Source organism: Micromonospora sonchi (assembly GCF_014646235.1).
Lineage (GTDB): Bacteria > Actinomycetota > Actinomycetes > Mycobacteriales > Micromonosporaceae > Micromonospora > Micromonospora sonchi.
Genome location: NZ_BMNB01000006.1, coordinates 172,932 through 188,867 on the forward strand (window position 1 = coordinate 172,932; position 15,936 = coordinate 188,867).

Here is a 15,936-nt window from a genome sequence, read left to right on the forward strand (position 1 = left end):
TCGGTCCCTGGCGCGACACCCAATGGCTAGGCGGGCACCGGTGCCCGTCCGACGACCACGGCGGGGATGTCGCGGGTCTGGTCGGCGTCGCCGAGCCCGACCAGCGGCAGCAGCGACTCGCGCTCCTCGGCCGGCGGGAGCAGCGCGACGATCATCTCCTCCCGCAGGCTGCGTGCCGCCGCGCCGGCGAGTTCCGCGGCCCGCCACGCCGCCTGCTCGCGTTCCCGGGCCGCCCGCTGCTGGGCGAAGAGGTGGTCGCGTACCGCCCGGCGCAGCATCAACTCCTGCTCGACCGGGTGTAGCCGGGGATCCCAACCGCGGTGCGCGAAGACGTCGCTGAGCTGTTCCACCGACAGCTCCCGCCGCCAGTACGCGTCCAGTGCCGCCCGGTGCAGCCAGCGCTCACGGTCGGCGTACTCGGCGGGGGTGCGCGGGGTCTGCGGCAGGGGCATGGCGGCGGCGTCCGACAGCCGGCGGACATTGGCCTCTGCCGCCTCGTACGCCTGCCAGGCCTGCTCGGCCTCGTCCTGCGTGGCGATCCACTCGTCGCGGCGGCGGCGTGCCGTCGCGTCGGCCCGGTCGGCGGCCACGGCGACCTCCCCGGCCCAGCGGTCCTGGTCCCGCTGCCGGTCGGCGCGCTCGTCCGGGCCGGGCAGCGCGGCGTCCCGAATCCGGGCACCCGCGTCGAAGCGGAGGCGGCGGGGACGCAGCAGCAGACCGGCGACGGCGAGCGTCATCACGCCCAGCAGGCTCAGCCAGATCGTGGCGGCCCGGGGAACGTCGAGCAGTACGGCGGAGAGGGCGGTTCGCATTATCAACACCTCGCGGTCGAAGGAGGGTCGTCGACTGGGCGGGACGGGTGTCTGACGGCCGGCGCCGCCGGAGGTCCGGGCGGTCGCGCTCGTCGCGGATGGCCCACCGGGGTGGCGGGATCGCCGGGGGCGGGATCGAAGCGCCGGGGTGGCGGGGGTGGTCCGCGGGCCGTCGGTCAGGCGGTGGGCGGACCGCGTCGAGTCGGTTCGCCCTCGCCGGCGGCGGCTCGCCAGCCGGTGACATCGGCCGAAACCGCGGTGGCCGGGATCGCGGTGGCCGGGATCGCATGCGCCAGCATGCCGTCGGCCGGGATCGTGTGGATCGCGTCGGCCGGGATCGCGTCGGCCGGGACCGCGTGCGCCGGGATCGCGGTGGCCGCCGCGGGTCGGGTGCCGGCGTGCTCGGACCGGGCCGGGGCGACAAGTCGATGCGGCGCGGTCGGGGTCGTGTCAGTCGCGCGAATCGGCTCGACGAAGGGCCGGGCCACGACCGTGGCGGCGACCGGTGCGGCCGGGAGCTCGATGCCGGGTGTCGGCCCGGTGGCGGCGGTCGTGCCGAAAGCGACCGCGAGCACGAGTGTCGCCAGCGCCAGCCGGGTCAGCTCCCGGAGCGCGCGCAGCGTCGCCGGCCACATCGGACGGGCGAACGCGAAAGACGACACGTGTCCAACCTATCGCCCCCGTGCCCAGATCGCATGGCGGAGACGGTGGCCGAGCCGTGAGCCGCGCCACCGTGTCCCCTGTGGACGACAAAGCTGAGGGAGACCGGCAACAGGGCGATGGGAGCCAGTTGATCGACTCCGTTTCGTCGGTACGGCGGTGTCCGATCGGTCGGGACACCGCCGTTACGGCGAAACGGCGATCGGCGATGATCAGGTTTGCGCGGCACCCCGCGCCCAGGACCACGGGTTGCGGCATCGTGTGGCAGGGCCGCGAGTTGCGGTGTCCAGTGCGATGTCGCCGGTCGCGGATCTGGTCTCCTCGTCCGGCCGCCTGGCGCGCCAGGACCCGATCCCGCCGCCACCCCGCGGTGGCCACCATGGATGGGCTGCTCGGCGGGCCCTCCGCCCTGTTGCCGGTCGCCCTATGGTCGGCGGCGGGGCTCGGTCCGGCGGCGGGAGTGAGGCCAGCGGGTGGGTCAGTCGGCGAGGTCGGCCAGCGGCTCCTCGGTGAACAGGGCCAGCAGGTGGCCGACTTGGCGGTCAGCCTCGGCCGGGTGGCGGAACCGGCCGGCCGGGTTGAGGGTGTATTCGTTGCGGCGGCCGACCCGGGTACGCCGCAGGTAGCCACCCGCCTCCAGGTCCGCGACGATCGCCTGCGCGGCCCGCTCGGTGACCCCCACCTCGGCCGCCACGTCGCGTAGCCGGGCGGTCGGGTTGCGGGCGATGGCCAGCAGGACGTGCCCGTGATTCGTGAGAAACGTCCAGTTTCGGGTGCTTTCCCGCTGATCTGCCGTCGCCATGTTGACCATCGTATGGCCGGCGCCCCGGGTCATCAGGTGTGGCTGACGTTTCCGGCCGCCCTTGGCAAGCGTTGCGGAATACCTGAAATGCATATCACGCATATCTTGACGCGGCTTGCAGTGCGTGTGACCGTGGTGGCGGCCCGTGTCCAGCGTCGGCCGGGATGACCAGGCATTACACCGAGAGAAGAGGTGAATTCGGATGAGCCGACCCGGATCGATCGGCGGGCAGTCAGGACCGGAGCGGGAGTTCCTCACCGCGGACGTGCCGGGTGCCCCGGAACGCGCGCTGGCCGAACTGATCGCCGGTAACCGCCGGTTCGTCACCGACGCCCTCTGGCATCCCAACCAGAACGCCAGCCACCGCTCTGCCGTCGCGACGGAACAGCATCCCTTCGCGGTGATCGTGGGCTGCTCCGACTCCCGCCTCGCTGCCGAGATCATCTTCGACCGTGGGCTGGGCGATCTCTTCGTGGTGCGTACCGCCGGGCACACCGTCGGGCCCGAGGTGCTGGGCAGCGTCGAGTACGCGGTGACCGTGCTGCGTACGCCACTGGTGGTGGTGCTCGGGCACGACTCGTGCGGTGCCGTGCAGGCGGCCCGCGCATCGGTGGCGACCGGCACGCCGCCGTCGGGTCACCTGCGTGCCGTGGTGGATGCGGTGGTGCCCAGCCTGCGCCGGGCGCGCGAGGCGGGGGTGGCGGAACTGGACGGGATCGTCGACATCCACATCGCGCAGACCGTGGAGGCGATGCTGAAGTCGTCCGAGACGCTCGCCGCCGAGGTGGCCGCGGGCGGGTGCGCGGTGGTGGGGATGTCGTACCGGCTGGCCGCCGGTGAGGTGCGGGCGGTGACCGCGCGACCGGTCGAGCTGGCCGGTGCGCTGGTGCCGACCGCCTGACCGGAGCCGCCAAATTGGCATGATCGACGGCGAGGGCCGTTCCGCCGGGTGGCGGAACGGCCCTCGAAAAACGCGCCCGAGGCGCTCAGAGCAGTGACACGTGGACGTGGTCGGTGTGGTTCGACGGGCCGCTGTAAGACTTCCAGCCGGTCGCCGGGAACCAGATCTGCCGGTTCCAGATCACGTAGTAGATGCCCAGCCGATCGGCGTTGCGGACCAGGAAGGCCGCCAGGTTGTTGCCGTAGACCCGGGTGTCGTTGTTGTGCCACGGGCTGAAACCACTGTTCTGCAGTGACCAGTCGCATGCCCGGCCCTTGGGGTGCTCGAACTTGTCACCCGGGCGCCAGCAGCCGACGAACCGGTTGAAGCCGGCCCGCTTGACCTCCTTGTACATGTGCAGGGTCCGCGGCGTGATGAAGCCCGACGTGGTCGGGTCCTTCTGGTTGGCCGACTCGGGCTTCCAGCCGCCGTCCGCCGCCCGGTTCGGTCCGATCCGGGCGACCGGGGAGGTGGCTGCCACCAGGCCGCCGGTGAGGCCGACGCCGCCGACCAGCCGGAGAGATTTCTCCGCCTCACTCTTCTTGCGGGCCATGTCGTTGGTCAGCTTCTGCTGCTCGCGTACCTCGGCGTCGAGCGCGAGCTTGGCCGTCTCGGCGCGCAGCTTCACCGCGTTGACCTCGGCCAGCTTCTTGTCGTTGACCAGGTTCAACTCGTCGAGCGCGGAGGCCCGGTCGATGAACGAGTCGGGGGCATCGCTCTGCAACAGCATGGCGATCGCGCCGACCCGGCCGGTCCGGTACGACTGCGTCGCGATCTCCGCCACCTGCGGGGCGAGGTCGTCCAGGGCAGCCTGGGCGCGGCGGACCTCCACCGCGAGTTGGAGCTGCTTCTTCTTGGACTTCTCCAGTCGCGACTTGGCCTTGGAGAAGTCCCGGTTCGTCGCCTCGATCAACTCATTGAGCATCGGCGGTTCGTCGTCGTGCTCCGCGGGCTTCGGTGGCTTGGGCGCGGCCGTCGCGGGCATCGGCCCGGCGAACACGGCGAACGCGGCGAACACGGCCACCACGGGTGTCAACCAGCGGCGTAGGGGTGCCGTCACTGTTTTCCCTTCCATCGACCGCCGACCGGGTTAGCTGACGGGTTCGGGACGGAAGCGGCCCCTACCGCTGTCGCGGATTCACCCCACGTACCTGGGTCCCCGGTTCGCCTGGTGGCGATTGGGCGGCGGTACCGCAGGCGCTGGGACACGCCTTCGGCGGTGACCGGCAGTGAGGTTACCCGAGAGTCGATCGGGGTCTCTACGCCTCGTACCCGGTCAGATGTGTCATTTCGTAATCGCGGTGGGTGACCAGCGACACTCGTATCGGCCGCGGCGGCCGAGGCGGTCACGTTGAGGAGTGTCACCATCTGGTGTCCGTGCTCCTGTCCGGTTCGGGCCACCCCGATGGGGCGGCGGTGGACGTGTTGCGGGTACGCGGTGTGCTGAGGGCGTGCAGCGCCTCGGCCCGGTCCGTCGCCGGCCGGGAAGCCCTGGGGGTGCCGTCGTCGCGCGGTCCGCGGTCACCATCGCCCGGCGTTCGGTGCCCGGCCGTGGTCACCAGCGTCGCCAGGGCGGTGGTGAGCGGTACGGCGGCGATCAGCCCGATCGTGGCCACCACGCTGCGGACGATCTCCTGGGTGAGGAACTCACTGGTCACGATCTGACCGAGGGCGCGGGAGTCGGCGGTGAGCAGAAGTAGCAGCGGCAGCGACGCACCGGCGTACGCCAGGACGATGGTGTTGACCACCGAAGCGATGTGCGCCCGCCCGACCCGGGTCGCCGAGCGGTACAGCTCGCGGCGGGAGATGTTCGGGTTGGCGTGGCGCAGCTCGGTGACCGCCGTGGCCTGGGTGACCGTGACGTCGTCGAGGACGCCCAGTGACCCGATGATGATGCCGGCCAGCAGCAGGCCGTGCAGGTCGACGTCGGCGCGGAACATGGACAGCGTGGTGGCGTCCTCGCTGCCGAAGCCGGTCAGGTGGGTGGCGGTGGTCGCGGCCAGGCCGAGCAGCCCGGTGAGCACCAGGCTGGCGAGGGTGCCCAGCACGGCCACCGAGGTCTGCGCGGACACGCCGTGCGTCAGGTAGAGCACCACGAACATGATCAGCGCCGAGCCGACGATGGCGACCAGCAGCGGCGGGTGGCCGGCGCTGATGCCGGGGAGCACGAAGGCCAGCAGGATCGCGAAGCTGGCGGCCAGGCCGGCCAGGGCGGCCAGGCCGCGTAGCCGCCCGAAGGCGACGATGGCGGCGGCGAACAGCACCGTGAGCCACACCAGAGGCTTGCCCCGCTGGTGTTCGGCGATGTTGTACGTGCTGACCGACGGATCCTCCGGGTCGATCAGCGAGACCAGGATGATCTCGTCGCCGGCGCTGACCCGAGGCGCCCCGGGCCCGGCCGGGATGGGCGTCTGCACCTCCTGGCCGGCGTCCGGGCCGTCCTGCACCCGCACGGTGACCGTGCCGCACGGACCGGCCGCCGTCGTCGGGGTGCCCTCCGGGACCGCCGGGTTGGGCGGGCAGGTCTCGGTCACCACCCGGGTGACCGTGCCGTGGTGGCGGGGGATGTCGTCGGCCGTTTCCGGTCGGGGCGCGTCCGTGGGCCAGAGCACCAGGGCGGCGACCAGGGTGACGAGGAACAGGGGGACCACCGTCACGATGAGGATCCGCCGCACCCCGGGCGGGGTGGGCGGAGCGGAACGGGTGTGGTCGGCGCCCATTCAATGTCTCCCAACGATTCCAGGGCGGAGTACGTGCCGGCGGCCGCGTCGGTTCAGTGGTGTCGTACCACCGCCGCGACGGGCGACGTGGGTGGCCCGACAGTGGCGGGATGGCTGCGTACCGTGACATCCTGGTCGGCGTTCGACGGACGCCGCAGCGGGGCGACGGAGGCAAGCGCCCGGCGGTGAACGCGGGCGGTGGGGCGCGGATGTCGGCTGGCCATCGTGAGCGAATGGTAGTCAGCCCGGCATCGGAACGCAGGTCGCGAGGGCTTGGCGGTGGTTCGTGGCGGGCCAGGGCCCTGGCCGGCTCGGCGGTCGGCCGCGTCTCGTCGGCGTGATTCAGCCGCGTCTCGGCGAGGCTGGCTGGTCAGCCGCGCTTCAGCAGACGGCCGACGGCGGCCATCATCTCGGTGGCCATCTCGTCGGCGCGCCCCTCGGCGGCGCCTTCGTGCATGCAGTGCCGGGCGTGCCCGTCCAGCAGGCCGAGGGCGACCTTGTCCAGCGCGGCCTGAACGGCGGAGATCTGGGTGAGCACGTCGATGCAGTAGCGGTCCTCGTCGACCATCTTCTCGATGCCACGCACCTGGCCCTCGACACGGCGCAGCCGGGCGAGTAGTTGCTCCTTGCTGGCGGTGTAGCCGCGGATCGGCGCAGGTGTGGTCATGCGGCCAGCATACCGTACCCCCAGGGGGTATGTTACCGTCGTCGTGACGGATACCCCCATCGGGTATCCGGAGCCGGTCGTCCGGTCCGCCCTGGCCGGGCGTGGAGAGGAGAATTCCATGGTCACCACGACGTACCAGGTGCAGGGCATGACCTGCGGGCACTGCGTCAACGCGGTCAGCGCCGAGGTGGGTGCGCTCCCCGGGGTCGACGAGGTGCAGGTCGACCTGGCCGCCGGCCGGGTCACCGTCACCAGCGAGCAGCCGCTGGACGACGACGCCGTCCGTGCGGCCGTCGACGAAGCCGGATACGAGTTGGTCGGCGGCGGCGCCGACCAACGGCGGTAGGCCGAGGTGCCACGATGAACACGGCGACGAACCTGATCGAACTCTCGATCGGCGGCATGACCTGTGCCGCCTGCGCCGCCCGCATCGAGAAGAAGCTGAACCGGATGGACGGCGTGCGGGCGACCGTCAACTACGCCACCGAGAAGGCGTCCGTCTCCTACGACGCCCCGGTCACCCCCGACGACCTGGTCGCCACGGTGGAGAAGACCGGCTACCGGGCCGCGCTGCCGCCACCGCCCACCCCGGCCGCAGCGGCAGTTGCCGCCGAGCCGGTGGACGAGCTGCGGTCCCTGCGTACCCGGCTCTGGGTCTCGGCGGTGCTGACCGTGCCGGTGATCGTCCTGGCCATGGTGCCGGCCTGGCAGTTCACCAACTGGCAGTGGCTGTCGCTGACGCTGGCCGCCCCGGTCGTGGTCTACGGCGGGCTGCCGTTCCACCGGGCCGCGCTGGTCAACCTGCGGCACGGCGCCGCGACCATGGACACCCTGGTCTCGGTCGGCACGCTGGCCGCCTTCGGCTGGTCGCTGTGGGCGCTGTTCTTCGGCACCGCCGGCATGCCCGGAATGACCCACCCGTTCAGCCTCGACATCGGCCGCAGCGACGGCGCCGGCAACATCTACCTGGAGGTGGCGGCCGGGGTGACCACCTTCATCCTGATCGGCCGCTACTTCGAGGCGCGATCGAAGCGGACCGCCGGAGCGGCGCTGCGGGCGCTGCTGGAGCTGGGTGCCAAGGACGTCTCGGTGCTGCGCGACGGGGTGGAGACCCAGATCCCGGTCGATCAGCTCGTGGTGGGGGACCGGTTCGTGGTACGCCCCGGCGAGAAGATCGCCACCGACGGAACGGTGACGGAGGGCAGCTCGGCGGTCGACGCGAGCATGGTGACCGGCGAGTCGATGCCGGTCGAGGTCGGCGTGGGCGACCCGGTGGTCGGCGGCTGTGTCAACGCCGGTGGACGGCTGGTGGTCACCGCCACCCGGGTCGGCGCCGACACCCAGCTGGCGCAGATGGCCCGGCTGGTCGAGCAGGCGCAGAGCGGCAAGGCCGCCGTGCAGCGGCTCGCCGACCGCATCTCGGGGATCTTCGTACCGATCGTGATCGCGTTGGCCGCCGCCACCCTGGGCTGGTGGCTGGTCAGCGGAGCCGGGCCCACCGCCGCGTTCACCGCCGCGGTGGCGGTGCTGATCATCGCCTGCCCATGCGCCCTCGGCCTGGCCACACCGACCGCACTGCTGGTCGGCACCGGCCGCGGCGCCCAGGTCGGCGTGCTGATCAAGGGGCCGGAGGTGCTGGAATCCACCAAGCGGGTGGACACCGTCGTGCTGGACAAGACCGGCACGGTCACCACCGGCCGGATGGCCCTGCTCGACGTGACGCCGGGCGAGGGCGAGCAACGGGCGGAGGTGCTGCGGCTCGCCGCCGCGCTGGAGTCCGGCTCGGAGCACCCGGTGGCCCGGGCCATCGTGGCCGCCGAGCCCGACGGGCTGCCGCCGGTCGGCGACTTCGCCAACGTCGAGGGGCTCGGCGTGACCGGCACGGTGGAGGGCCGTCAGGTGCTGCTCGGCCGGCCCCGGCTGCTGCGCGAGCGGGGTCTCGTCGTACCGGATGATCTCGTGCGGGCGGCGACCGACGCGGAGGCGGCGGGACGCACGGCGGTGCTGGTCGGTTGGGACGGTCGGGCTCGTGGTGTGCTCGCCGTGGCCGACCAGGTCAAGCCGACCAGCCGGGAGGCGGTGCGGCGGCTGCGTGCGCTGGGCCTGACCCCGGTGCTGCTCACCGGCGACAACGCGACCGTCGCCCGGACGGTGGCCGCCGAGGTCGGCATCGACGAGGTGATCGCGGAAGTGCTGCCGGCGGAGAAGGTCGAGGTGGTCGCTCGCCTCCAGGCCGAGGGCCGGGCGGTGGCGATGGTCGGCGACGGGGTCAACGACGCCGCAGCGCTGGCCCAGGCCGATCTCGGCCTGGCCATGGGCACCGGTACGGACGTGGCGATCGAGGCGTCCGACCTGACCCTGGTACGCGACGACCTGCTGGCCGCGGTGGACGCCATCCGGCTCGCCCGACGCACCCTGGGCACCATCAAGGGCAACCTGTTCTGGGCCTTCGCCTACAACGTGGCGGCCCTGCCGCTGGCCGCCGCGGGCCTGCTCAATCCGATGATCGCCGGTGCGGCGATGGCCTTCTCCTCGGTCTTCGTGGTGGCCAACAGCCTCCGGCTGCGTCGGTTCCGCCCGGTCGCCTGACTCGCCGCCCCTGTCCCGGCCGGTGCGCGACCAGCCGGCCGGGAACCAATCCGGTGCGCCGACCGACCAATACGGCGATGACAGCCGTGACCGACGACGCCACCGGGTACGCCCTCGCCGCGGGCCGGGGCGACCACGCCGCCGCGGCGGCGTTCGTCCGGGCGACCCAGCACGACGTGCGTCGGTTTCTGGCTCACCTGCCCGGGGTGCGGGACGTCGACGACCTGGTCCAGGAGACGTACCTGCGGGCCTGGGGGGCGCTGCCGTCGTTCGCCGGCCGATCCACGGCACGGACCTGGCTGCTCGCCATCGCCCGGCGGGTCGCGGTGGACCAGGTGCGGGCCGCCACCTGCCGCCCCCGCACCGCGAACCTGGTCGACTGGCAGGCCGCCGCGGAGGCGACGCCGGCCGGGGTGTGCACCGGAGTGGACGAGCGGGTGGTGCTGCACGGGCTGCTCGACGGCCTCGCCCCCGGGCGCCGGGAGGCGTTCGTGAGCACCCAGTTGCTCGGCCTGTCGTACGCCGAGGCCGCGCAGGTCTGCGACGTGCCGGTCGGCACCATCCGGTCGCGGGTCGCCCGGGCCCGCGACGACCTGGTCGCGGCCATGCGGACCGCGACCACCGACCATCGGGGCGACCGGCCCGACGCGGCCGGCTGACCCGGCGACGCCGTCAGGCGGCCCGCCGACGTTGGTCGCCGTGACGGGTCTGGGTGTTGCCGTGGCGGGTCTGGGCGTTGCCGTGGCGGGTCTGGACGTTGCCGTGGCGGGTCTGGGCGTTGCCGTGGCGGGTCTGGGCGTTGCGGGTCGAGTAGGGCGGCACCAGACGCAGGGGAGCCGGCTCGTCGAGCTCGTCGGGCTGTAGCCGCCAGCGGGACTCCTCGGGCTGCTGCCGGTCGCTCGGCTCACCGGGCCGCCGCGAGTTGCGGGCCAGCAGCACGATGATCAGAAAACCGACCACGAGGAAGCCGTGGCTGACCAGTCGTTCCACCGCGACCTGCGAGGCGACGAAATCGTTGACCGACAGCAGCACGAGGGTCACCACGAAGGCGCTGAGCATCGGCAGCAGTTCCGACGGCGAGGTACGACGCAACGCGACGAAGAGGAACCCGGCGCCGACCGCGACGTTCCAGGCGGCGGACTCGTGCCACAGGTGCTGGCCGCTGACGTGCAGGTGCCCGGCCACGTCGACGCGCCCGATCTGAGCCAGCCCGAGGACCAGTTGGACCGCGCCGAGCAGGCCGAGCGCGGCGCGCAGGCCGGTGAACGTGGTGAGCCGCTGGGCGAGCGGCATGCGCCACCACCGCCGCCGCCGCGGCGCGGCGGCGAGGATCCTCTCGCTGAGGTCCGGCAGGTCGGTCACCACCTGGGTACGCACCCGCCGGTTCACCGTCGCCGCCGCGTCCAGCCAGATCCGGCAGCCGGCGCAGGTCTCCAGGTGCCCCGCGACCGTGTGCTGCTCGTCCGGCGTCGCCTCACCGTCCAACTGCGCCGACAGAATCTCCCGCCACTGCTCACACCCCATGTACCGGTAGTCGCTCCCCGGGCCGGAGTGGTTCCCGCCGGATGTCCTGCCGGGTGGCACCGGCCCTGGTCAGGAGCCGGTCAGCTTGCGGCGCAGTTCGTCGCTGCCCCACACGATGATCGGAAAGACCAGCAGCAGCGCGAGTGCCGGCACCGGCGGTGGCCGGGTAGCGAAGAGGTCCGGCAGCGGTGGCACGGTGACGATGGCCGCGGCGACGGCGAGTTCGAAGGCGATGCCCCACAACAGCGGACGGTTGGTGAACACGCCCACCGCCCGCAAGGGGGCGCGTTCGGTACGCGCCGCGAAGGCGGTGCCGACCTGGCAGGCCACGATGCCGAGGAAGGTCATCGTGGTGGCCTGGAGGTAGGTCTCGTGCAGCGGGCTGCCCGGCCCGGTCGGCGCGCCCGGGGTCCAGCCGCCAGAGAGCAGGACGGCGAAGAAGCCCGCCATCACCAGCACCGCGGAGATGAGCCCGAGGAACGCCCAGGCGCGCAGCAGCATCCGCCGGTCGATCACCCGGTCGGTACGCCGCCGGGGCGGCCGCTCCATCAACCCCGGCTCGGCCGGTTCGCGGCCCAGCGCCAGCGCGGGCACGGTCTCCGTACCCAGGTCGATGGCGAGGATCTGGAGCACGGTCAGCGGCAGCGGCACCGCCCCGGCGGAGAGCGCGAAGATCAGGAACGGGACGACCTCGGGAGTGGTGTGGGCGAGGATGTACAGGATGAACTTGCGGACGTTGGCGTAGACCCGCCGGCCGGCGCCGACCGCGGCCACGATGGTGGCGAAGTTGTCGTCCGTGAGCACCATGGTCGCCGCCTCCCGGGTCACGTCCGTCCCGGCCCGCCCCATCGCCACGCCGATGTCGGCCTGCCGCAGGGCCGGTGCGTCGTTGACCCCGTCGCCGGTCATGGCGACGATCTGCCCGTCGGCCTGCAGCGCCTCGGCGATGTGCAGCTTGGCCTCCGGCGACACCCGGGCGAAGATCACCTCGGGGTTTGCGGCCAGCAGGTCCCGCAGCGCCTGCGGGGTCATGCCGTCGAGGTCCGCCCCGGTCAGCACCCTCGGCTCGCCCCGGGTGATGCCGACCTGACGGGCGATGGCGGTCGCGGTCAGCCCGTGGTCGCCGGTGACCATGATGATCCGGATACCGGCGGTGTGGCAGCGGGCCACCGCGTCCGGCACCGCCGCCCGGGGCGGATCCACCATGGCGACGAACCCGAGGAAGGTCAGCTCCCGTTCGGCCTGCGCCCGTTCCCCGGTCGGCCCGGTCAACCGGCGGCGGGCCAGGGCGAGGACCCGGCGCCCCTGCCGGGCCTGCCCGGTCACCGCGTCGGCGAGGTCGGCCCGGGTGGCCTCGTCGAGCGGCCGCTCGACGCCGCCGGCATCGATGATCCGGGTGGACCGGCGCAGCACCTCCTCCGGCGCTCCCTTGGTGTGCAGCCACAGCTCCGTGCCGGACGAGTCCACGGTGGACATCAGCCGCAGCCGCGGATCGAAGTGGAACTGCGCCTGCCGCTGGCCGCCGGGCGGCGGTCCGAGCTTCGCGGCGAAGCGGAGCAACGCGGTCTCGGTCGGGTCGCCGACGTCCGCGTCCGGCCGCAGCTCGGCGTTGTTGCAGGCGACCGCCGACACGGCCAGGGCGCACAGCGCGGGGCCGGGCGGGGGAGGCGGGTCGGGCAGCGGGTCCAGCAGTTGGTCTCCGGCGCGTACGGCGCTGACCCGCATCCGGTTCTTGGTGATGGTGCCGGTCTTGTCGGTGCAGATGACGGTGGTGGAACCGAGCGTCTCCACCGCACTGAGCCGCTTGATCACCGCGCCCAGTCGGGCGAGACCGCGTACGCCGACCGCCAGCGCCAGCGTGATGGTGGGCAGCAGCCCCTCGGGCACGTTCGCCACCAGCAGCCCGATCGCGAAGGTGAAGGCGTCGGAGATCGGCATGCCGGCGGCGAACACCCCGATCGGGAAGAAGATCACCCCGGCGCCGACCGCCACGGCCGCGATCAGCCACGCCACCCGGCGGACCTGCCGTTCGAGCGGGCTCTCCTCCCGCCCCACCCGCTGGGACAGGGCGGCGATCCGGCCCAGCTCGGTACGCATGCCGGTCGCGTAGACCAGCCCGCGTGCCTCGTCGGCCACGCAGGAGGTGCCGCTGAAGACCAGGTTGCCCGCCTCGGTCAGGCTGCCGGCCCGGCCGGCCGCGTCGGCGCTGCGGTAGGCCGGCTGGGACTCGCCGGTCAGGGCGGACAGGTCCACCCCGACACCGCCGTCGACCAGCCGCGCGTCGGCGCTGACCCGATCACCCTCGCCGACCGCGATGATGTCGCCGGGGACCAGCTCGGCGGCCGGCACCTGGCGCCACTGCCCGTCGCGCAGCGCCCGCGCCTGCTGGGGCAGGTACCGGGTCAGCGCCTCGACGGCCCGCTCCGCCTGCCGCTCCTGCACCGCGGCGAAGGCCGCGTTCAGCGCGATGACCGCCAGGATCGCCGCGCCGAGCACGGCCGTGCCGGCCACCCAGGCGAGGATCGCGGCCACCCAGAGCAGCAGGGCGAGCGGGTGGACGAGCTGTCGCCCGAGTTCCCGCCACCAGCTGCGGCGACGCTGCCGGCGCAGCTCGTTGCGCCCGTACTCGGTGCGCCGTTGGCGGGCCTGTTCGGTGGTCAGGCCGTGCTCGGTGGCGTCCAGCCGACGGAACAGATCGGGCAGCGGTGCCTGGGGGTCCAGATCCGGGCGGCCCTCGCTCCGCGTCCGGTTCGTCGTCACGGCACCGTCCCGGCCGGCATCCGATGCAGCCCGACGGCGACGGTGGTGCCGGCCGCCAGCTCGACCGGTCGCTCGTGGACCAGCACGGTGATCGGTGGGTCCGCCCCCGGCGGTGTGGTGAAGCGTACGGTGTGGTGGTCGATCCGCAGCCCGATCAGCCGGTTCCGGTACCGGATCACGCAGTCGAGGTGGTCGAGGCAGTCGGGGAGCAACGGGTTGAGCCGCAGCACGTCACCGCGTACCTCCAACCCGGTGTAGCAGCGCTGGAGGATGTCCAGGGTGCCCGCGGTCGCCCCGAGGTGGATGCCCTCCCGGGTGCTGCTGTGCGCCGGGTCGGTCAGGTCGGTGCCGAGCGCGGCGAGCAGCATCTCCCAGGATCGGCGGCGATCCGTCCGGGCCAGTACCCACGCGTGGGCCACCCGGCTGAGCGTGGAGCCGTGGGTGGTGCGGGACAGGTAGTAGTCGACGATGGCCGGGATGCTCGCCGGGTCGAAGGCGTAGCCGAGCTGGCGTACCAGTGCGGTCAGTTCCTCGGCGCTGAAGAGGTACAGCAGCATCAGCACGTCGGCCTGCTTGGAAATCTTGTACCGGTTCGGGTCGTCGCCCTCGGTCTGCAGCAGCGGGCCGAGCAGGCGCAGGTCGCCGTAGCGCCGCCGGTACCGGTCCCAGTCCAGCTCGGCGAGGTCCCGGTAGCCCTCGAACTGCGCGGGTATCCCGCCCGGGAGGAAGGCCAGCCGCAGCCGCCGGGCGATGTGTGCCCAGCGTGCACGCTCCGCGTCGTCGACGGCGATCGTCCGCCACGACACGGCGCCGGGATGCCGGCCGACGACGGCGTACGCCTCCTCGGCCCGGCCGAGCACCCAGGCGACCATGACGTTGACGTACGCGCAGTTGTCCAGCCCCTGGCCGGGCCGCCCCGGATAGCCGTCGTGGTACTCGTCGGGCCCGGTCACGCCACGGATGTCGTACCGGTCGTCGGCCGGGTCGTAGCTGGCCGCCGCCGCCCAGTAGCGGGCCGTGGCGACCAGCAGCTCGAGCCCGGACTCGGCGAGGAAGGACAGGTCAGCGGTGGTCTCCCAGTAGCGCCACACGGAGTACGCGATGGCGAGGTTGGCGTGCGGCTGCCGACCGGTGTGGTCGGGCATCCACTCGCCGTTGACCGGGTTCACCGAGCATCGCGGGCTCTCGTCCCGCCCGCTGGTGCCGCTCTGCCAGGGGAAGAGCGCTCCGTCCCCGCCCGTGTCGGCCGCCTGCCGTCGCGCGGCGGTCAGCCGCCGGTGCCGATACTCCAGCAGGGCCCGGGTCAACTCGGGAAACCGCAGATTGAGGTACGGGTAGACGAAGAGTTCGTCCCAGAAGATGTGCCCGTGGTAGCCCTCCCCGTGCAACCCGCGCGCCGGTACTCCGGCGTCGAGTTCGGCCGCGTACGGCGAGAGGGTCTGCAGCAGGTGGAAGGTGTGTACGCGGATCGGCAGCTGCCACGGATGCGACTCACCGACGTCCAGCCGGAACCGCGTCCAGAGGTCCCGCCACGCGGCGGTGTGCTCGGCGAGCAGCCGGGTGAACGAACCGGCCCGGCGGACCTCGTCCCGGGCCGCGGCGAGCGGTTCGTCGACCGCGGCGTCCCGGGACGAGAAGACCGCGGCGGTCTTCTCCACCACCAGTTGCTCTCCGGTGTTCGCGTCGAGTGTGACGACCTGGGCGACGTCCTCCGTGCCGCCCGCCCGGCGGCGGCTGGCCCCCTCTCCGCCGGTGAGTGTCGCCCGGGCGGCTGCCGCCACCCGGTGTCCCGCCCCAGTGGTCGTGGCCGTCAACCAGATGACGTCGGGACCGTCGACGCCGGAACCGATCCCGGTCAGGTGCCGGCGGGACGTGGCGGCCTCGGCGGGGCTGTTCGTGTTCCGCACGCCGCCGTCGATGCCGGAACGGATCTCCAACGGGCCCGACCAGTTTTCCGCGACGAGGGTGGTCTCCAATGCGGCGAGGTGCGGTGCGGCCATCGAGACCAGACGCCGCTGCCGGATCCGGGTACGCCGTCCCGCCGGGTCGAGCACCAGGAGTTCGCGTAGGTACAGCCCGCACCGCAGGTCCAGTGCCCGGTGTTCGTGCAGGAGCCGGCCGTGCTCCGGGGCGTACCACTGGCCGGCGGCGGGGCGGAAGGTCAACGGCAGCCAGTTCGGCAGGTTGACGATGCTCTCCTCGCCGCCATCGGGCCCGGGTTGGCGGTTGTGGAATCCGGCGAGGTAGGTGCCGGGGTAGTGGACGCCGTCGGCCACCGCCTCGGGGGCGGCCCCGCGGGCCGCGAGGTATCCGTTGCCCAGCGTCAGCATCGTCTCCCGGGTGCCCTCGCCCGCCGGGTCGCCGTCGGTGTACGACAGCACCCAGGACGCCGGCAACCCGCCGGTGCACAGTACGCAGCCGGGGTCCAACTCACCCCGCACCGGGCCTCCTTACCAGGTCAG

The 15,936-nt window shown here is 72.8% G+C and carries 13 protein-coding genes and 1 riboswitch; of the genes, 4 read left to right on the plus strand and 9 right to left on the minus strand.

Annotated elements, in window-relative coordinates:
- Positions 1–26: 26 nt before the first annotated feature.
- The 3 genes from IEY61_RS08895 to IEY61_RS08905 all read right to left on the minus strand — a co-directional run bounded on the left by IEY61_RS08895 (position 27) and on the right by IEY61_RS08905 (position 2,283).
- On the minus strand, positions 27–812 hold the full coding sequence (locus IEY61_RS08895) for a hypothetical protein (protein ID WP_189042396.1): 786 nt from the start codon (positions 810–812) through the stop codon (positions 27–29).
- Positions 813–988: 176 nt separating this feature from the next.
- The gene (locus IEY61_RS08900) at positions 989–1,474 is read right to left on the minus strand and encodes a hypothetical protein (RefSeq protein ID WP_189042399.1); all 486 of its coding nucleotides are present in this window, start codon (positions 1,472–1,474) and stop codon (positions 989–991) included.
- A gap of 476 nt (positions 1,475–1,950) precedes the next feature.
- A complete protein-coding gene (locus IEY61_RS08905) occupies positions 1,951–2,283 on the minus strand; it encodes a helix-turn-helix transcriptional regulator (protein WP_189042519.1) in 333 nt (110 codons plus the stop codon).
- Between the two features lie 193 nt (positions 2,284–2,476).
- On the opposite strand from IEY61_RS08905, the gene IEY61_RS08910 reads away from it, so the two are divergent.
- Positions 2,477–3,175: a carbonic anhydrase gene (locus IEY61_RS08910; RefSeq protein WP_189042401.1), complete on the plus strand. Its 699-nt coding sequence runs from the start codon at positions 2,477–2,479 to the stop codon at positions 3,173–3,175.
- Positions 3,176–3,260: 85 nt separating this feature from the next.
- On the opposite strand, the gene IEY61_RS08915 is transcribed toward IEY61_RS08910, so the two are convergent.
- From IEY61_RS08915 to IEY61_RS08925, 3 genes are all read right to left on the minus strand, one after another.
- On the minus strand, positions 3,261–4,274 hold the full coding sequence (locus IEY61_RS08915; protein ID WP_189042403.1) for a coiled-coil domain-containing protein: 1,014 nt from the start codon (positions 4,272–4,274) through the stop codon (positions 3,261–3,263).
- 3 nt (positions 4,275–4,277) lie between these two features.
- Positions 4,278–4,409, minus strand: a riboswitch (cyclic di-AMP (ydaO/yuaA leader).
- 166 nt (positions 4,410–4,575) lie between these two features.
- On the minus strand, positions 4,576–5,934 hold the full coding sequence (locus tag IEY61_RS08920) for a YibE/F family protein (RefSeq protein ID WP_189042405.1): 1,359 nt from the start codon (positions 5,932–5,934) through the stop codon (positions 4,576–4,578).
- Between the two features lie 370 nt (positions 5,935–6,304).
- Entirely contained in the window at positions 6,305–6,601 is a 297-nt protein-coding gene (locus tag IEY61_RS08925; RefSeq protein ID WP_189042407.1) for a metal-sensitive transcriptional regulator, read from the minus strand.
- 118 nt (positions 6,602–6,719) lie between these two features.
- Between IEY61_RS08925 and IEY61_RS08930 the strand changes: the two genes are divergently transcribed.
- From IEY61_RS08930 to IEY61_RS08940, 3 genes are all read left to right on the plus strand, one after another.
- Positions 6,720–6,947 (plus strand): heavy-metal-associated domain-containing protein, encoded by a 228-nt coding sequence (locus IEY61_RS08930; protein WP_189042521.1) that lies wholly within the window; start codon positions 6,720–6,722, stop codon positions 6,945–6,947.
- Positions 6,948–6,961: 14 nt separating this feature from the next.
- Positions 6,962–9,190: a heavy metal translocating P-type ATPase gene (locus IEY61_RS08935; RefSeq protein WP_189042409.1), complete on the plus strand. Its 2,229-nt coding sequence runs from the start codon at positions 6,962–6,964 to the stop codon at positions 9,188–9,190.
- Between the two features lie 77 nt (positions 9,191–9,267).
- Entirely contained in the window at positions 9,268–9,849 is a 582-nt protein-coding gene (locus tag IEY61_RS08940) for a sigma-70 family RNA polymerase sigma factor (protein WP_189042411.1), read from the plus strand.
- Between the two features lie 13 nt (positions 9,850–9,862).
- Here the strand turns inward: IEY61_RS08940 and IEY61_RS08945 are convergent, their stop codons facing one another.
- From IEY61_RS08945 to IEY61_RS08955, 3 genes are all read right to left on the minus strand, one after another.
- Positions 9,863–10,714, minus strand: coding sequence for a zf-HC2 domain-containing protein (locus IEY61_RS08945; protein WP_189042413.1), 852 nt, complete (start codon positions 10,712–10,714; stop codon positions 9,863–9,865).
- A 69-nt stretch (positions 10,715–10,783) separates the two neighbouring features.
- A complete protein-coding gene (locus IEY61_RS08950; RefSeq protein ID WP_229705769.1) occupies positions 10,784–13,474 on the minus strand; it encodes a cation-translocating P-type ATPase in 2,691 nt (896 codons plus the stop codon).
- Complete coding sequence (locus IEY61_RS08955; protein ID WP_229705770.1) at positions 13,471–15,915, minus strand: glycoside hydrolase family 65 protein; 2,445 nt, start codon at positions 15,913–15,915, stop codon at positions 13,471–13,473. Before IEY61_RS08955 ends, IEY61_RS08950 begins: the two co-directional genes overlap by 4 nt.
- Positions 15,916–15,936 lie beyond the last annotated feature (21 nt).

Coding starts and splice junctions, on each gene's coding strand:
- IEY61_RS08895 (WP_189042396.1), bottom strand. CDS start 812: ATGCGAACCGCCCTCTCCGCCGTACTGCTCGACGTTCCCCGGGCCGCC.
- IEY61_RS08905 (WP_189042519.1), bottom strand. CDS start 2,283: ATGGTCAACATGGCGACGGCAGATCAGCGGGAAAGCACCCGAAACTGG.
- IEY61_RS08910 (WP_189042401.1), top strand. CDS start 2,477: ATGAGCCGACCCGGATCGATCGGCGGGCAGTCAGGACCGGAGCGGGAG.
- IEY61_RS08920 (WP_189042405.1), bottom strand. CDS start 5,934: ATGGGCGCCGACCACACCCGTTCCGCTCCGCCCACCCCGCCCGGGGTG.
- IEY61_RS08925 (WP_189042407.1), bottom strand. CDS start 6,601: ATGACCACACCTGCGCCGATCCGCGGCTACACCGCCAGCAAGGAGCAA.
- IEY61_RS08930 (WP_189042521.1), top strand. CDS start 6,720: ATGGTCACCACGACGTACCAGGTGCAGGGCATGACCTGCGGGCACTGC.
- IEY61_RS08935 (WP_189042409.1), top strand. CDS start 6,962: ATGAACACGGCGACGAACCTGATCGAACTCTCGATCGGCGGCATGACC.
- IEY61_RS08940 (WP_189042411.1), top strand. CDS start 9,268: ATGACAGCCGTGACCGACGACGCCACCGGGTACGCCCTCGCCGCGGGC.
- IEY61_RS08945 (WP_189042413.1), bottom strand. CDS start 10,714: ATGGGGTGTGAGCAGTGGCGGGAGATTCTGTCGGCGCAGTTGGACGGT.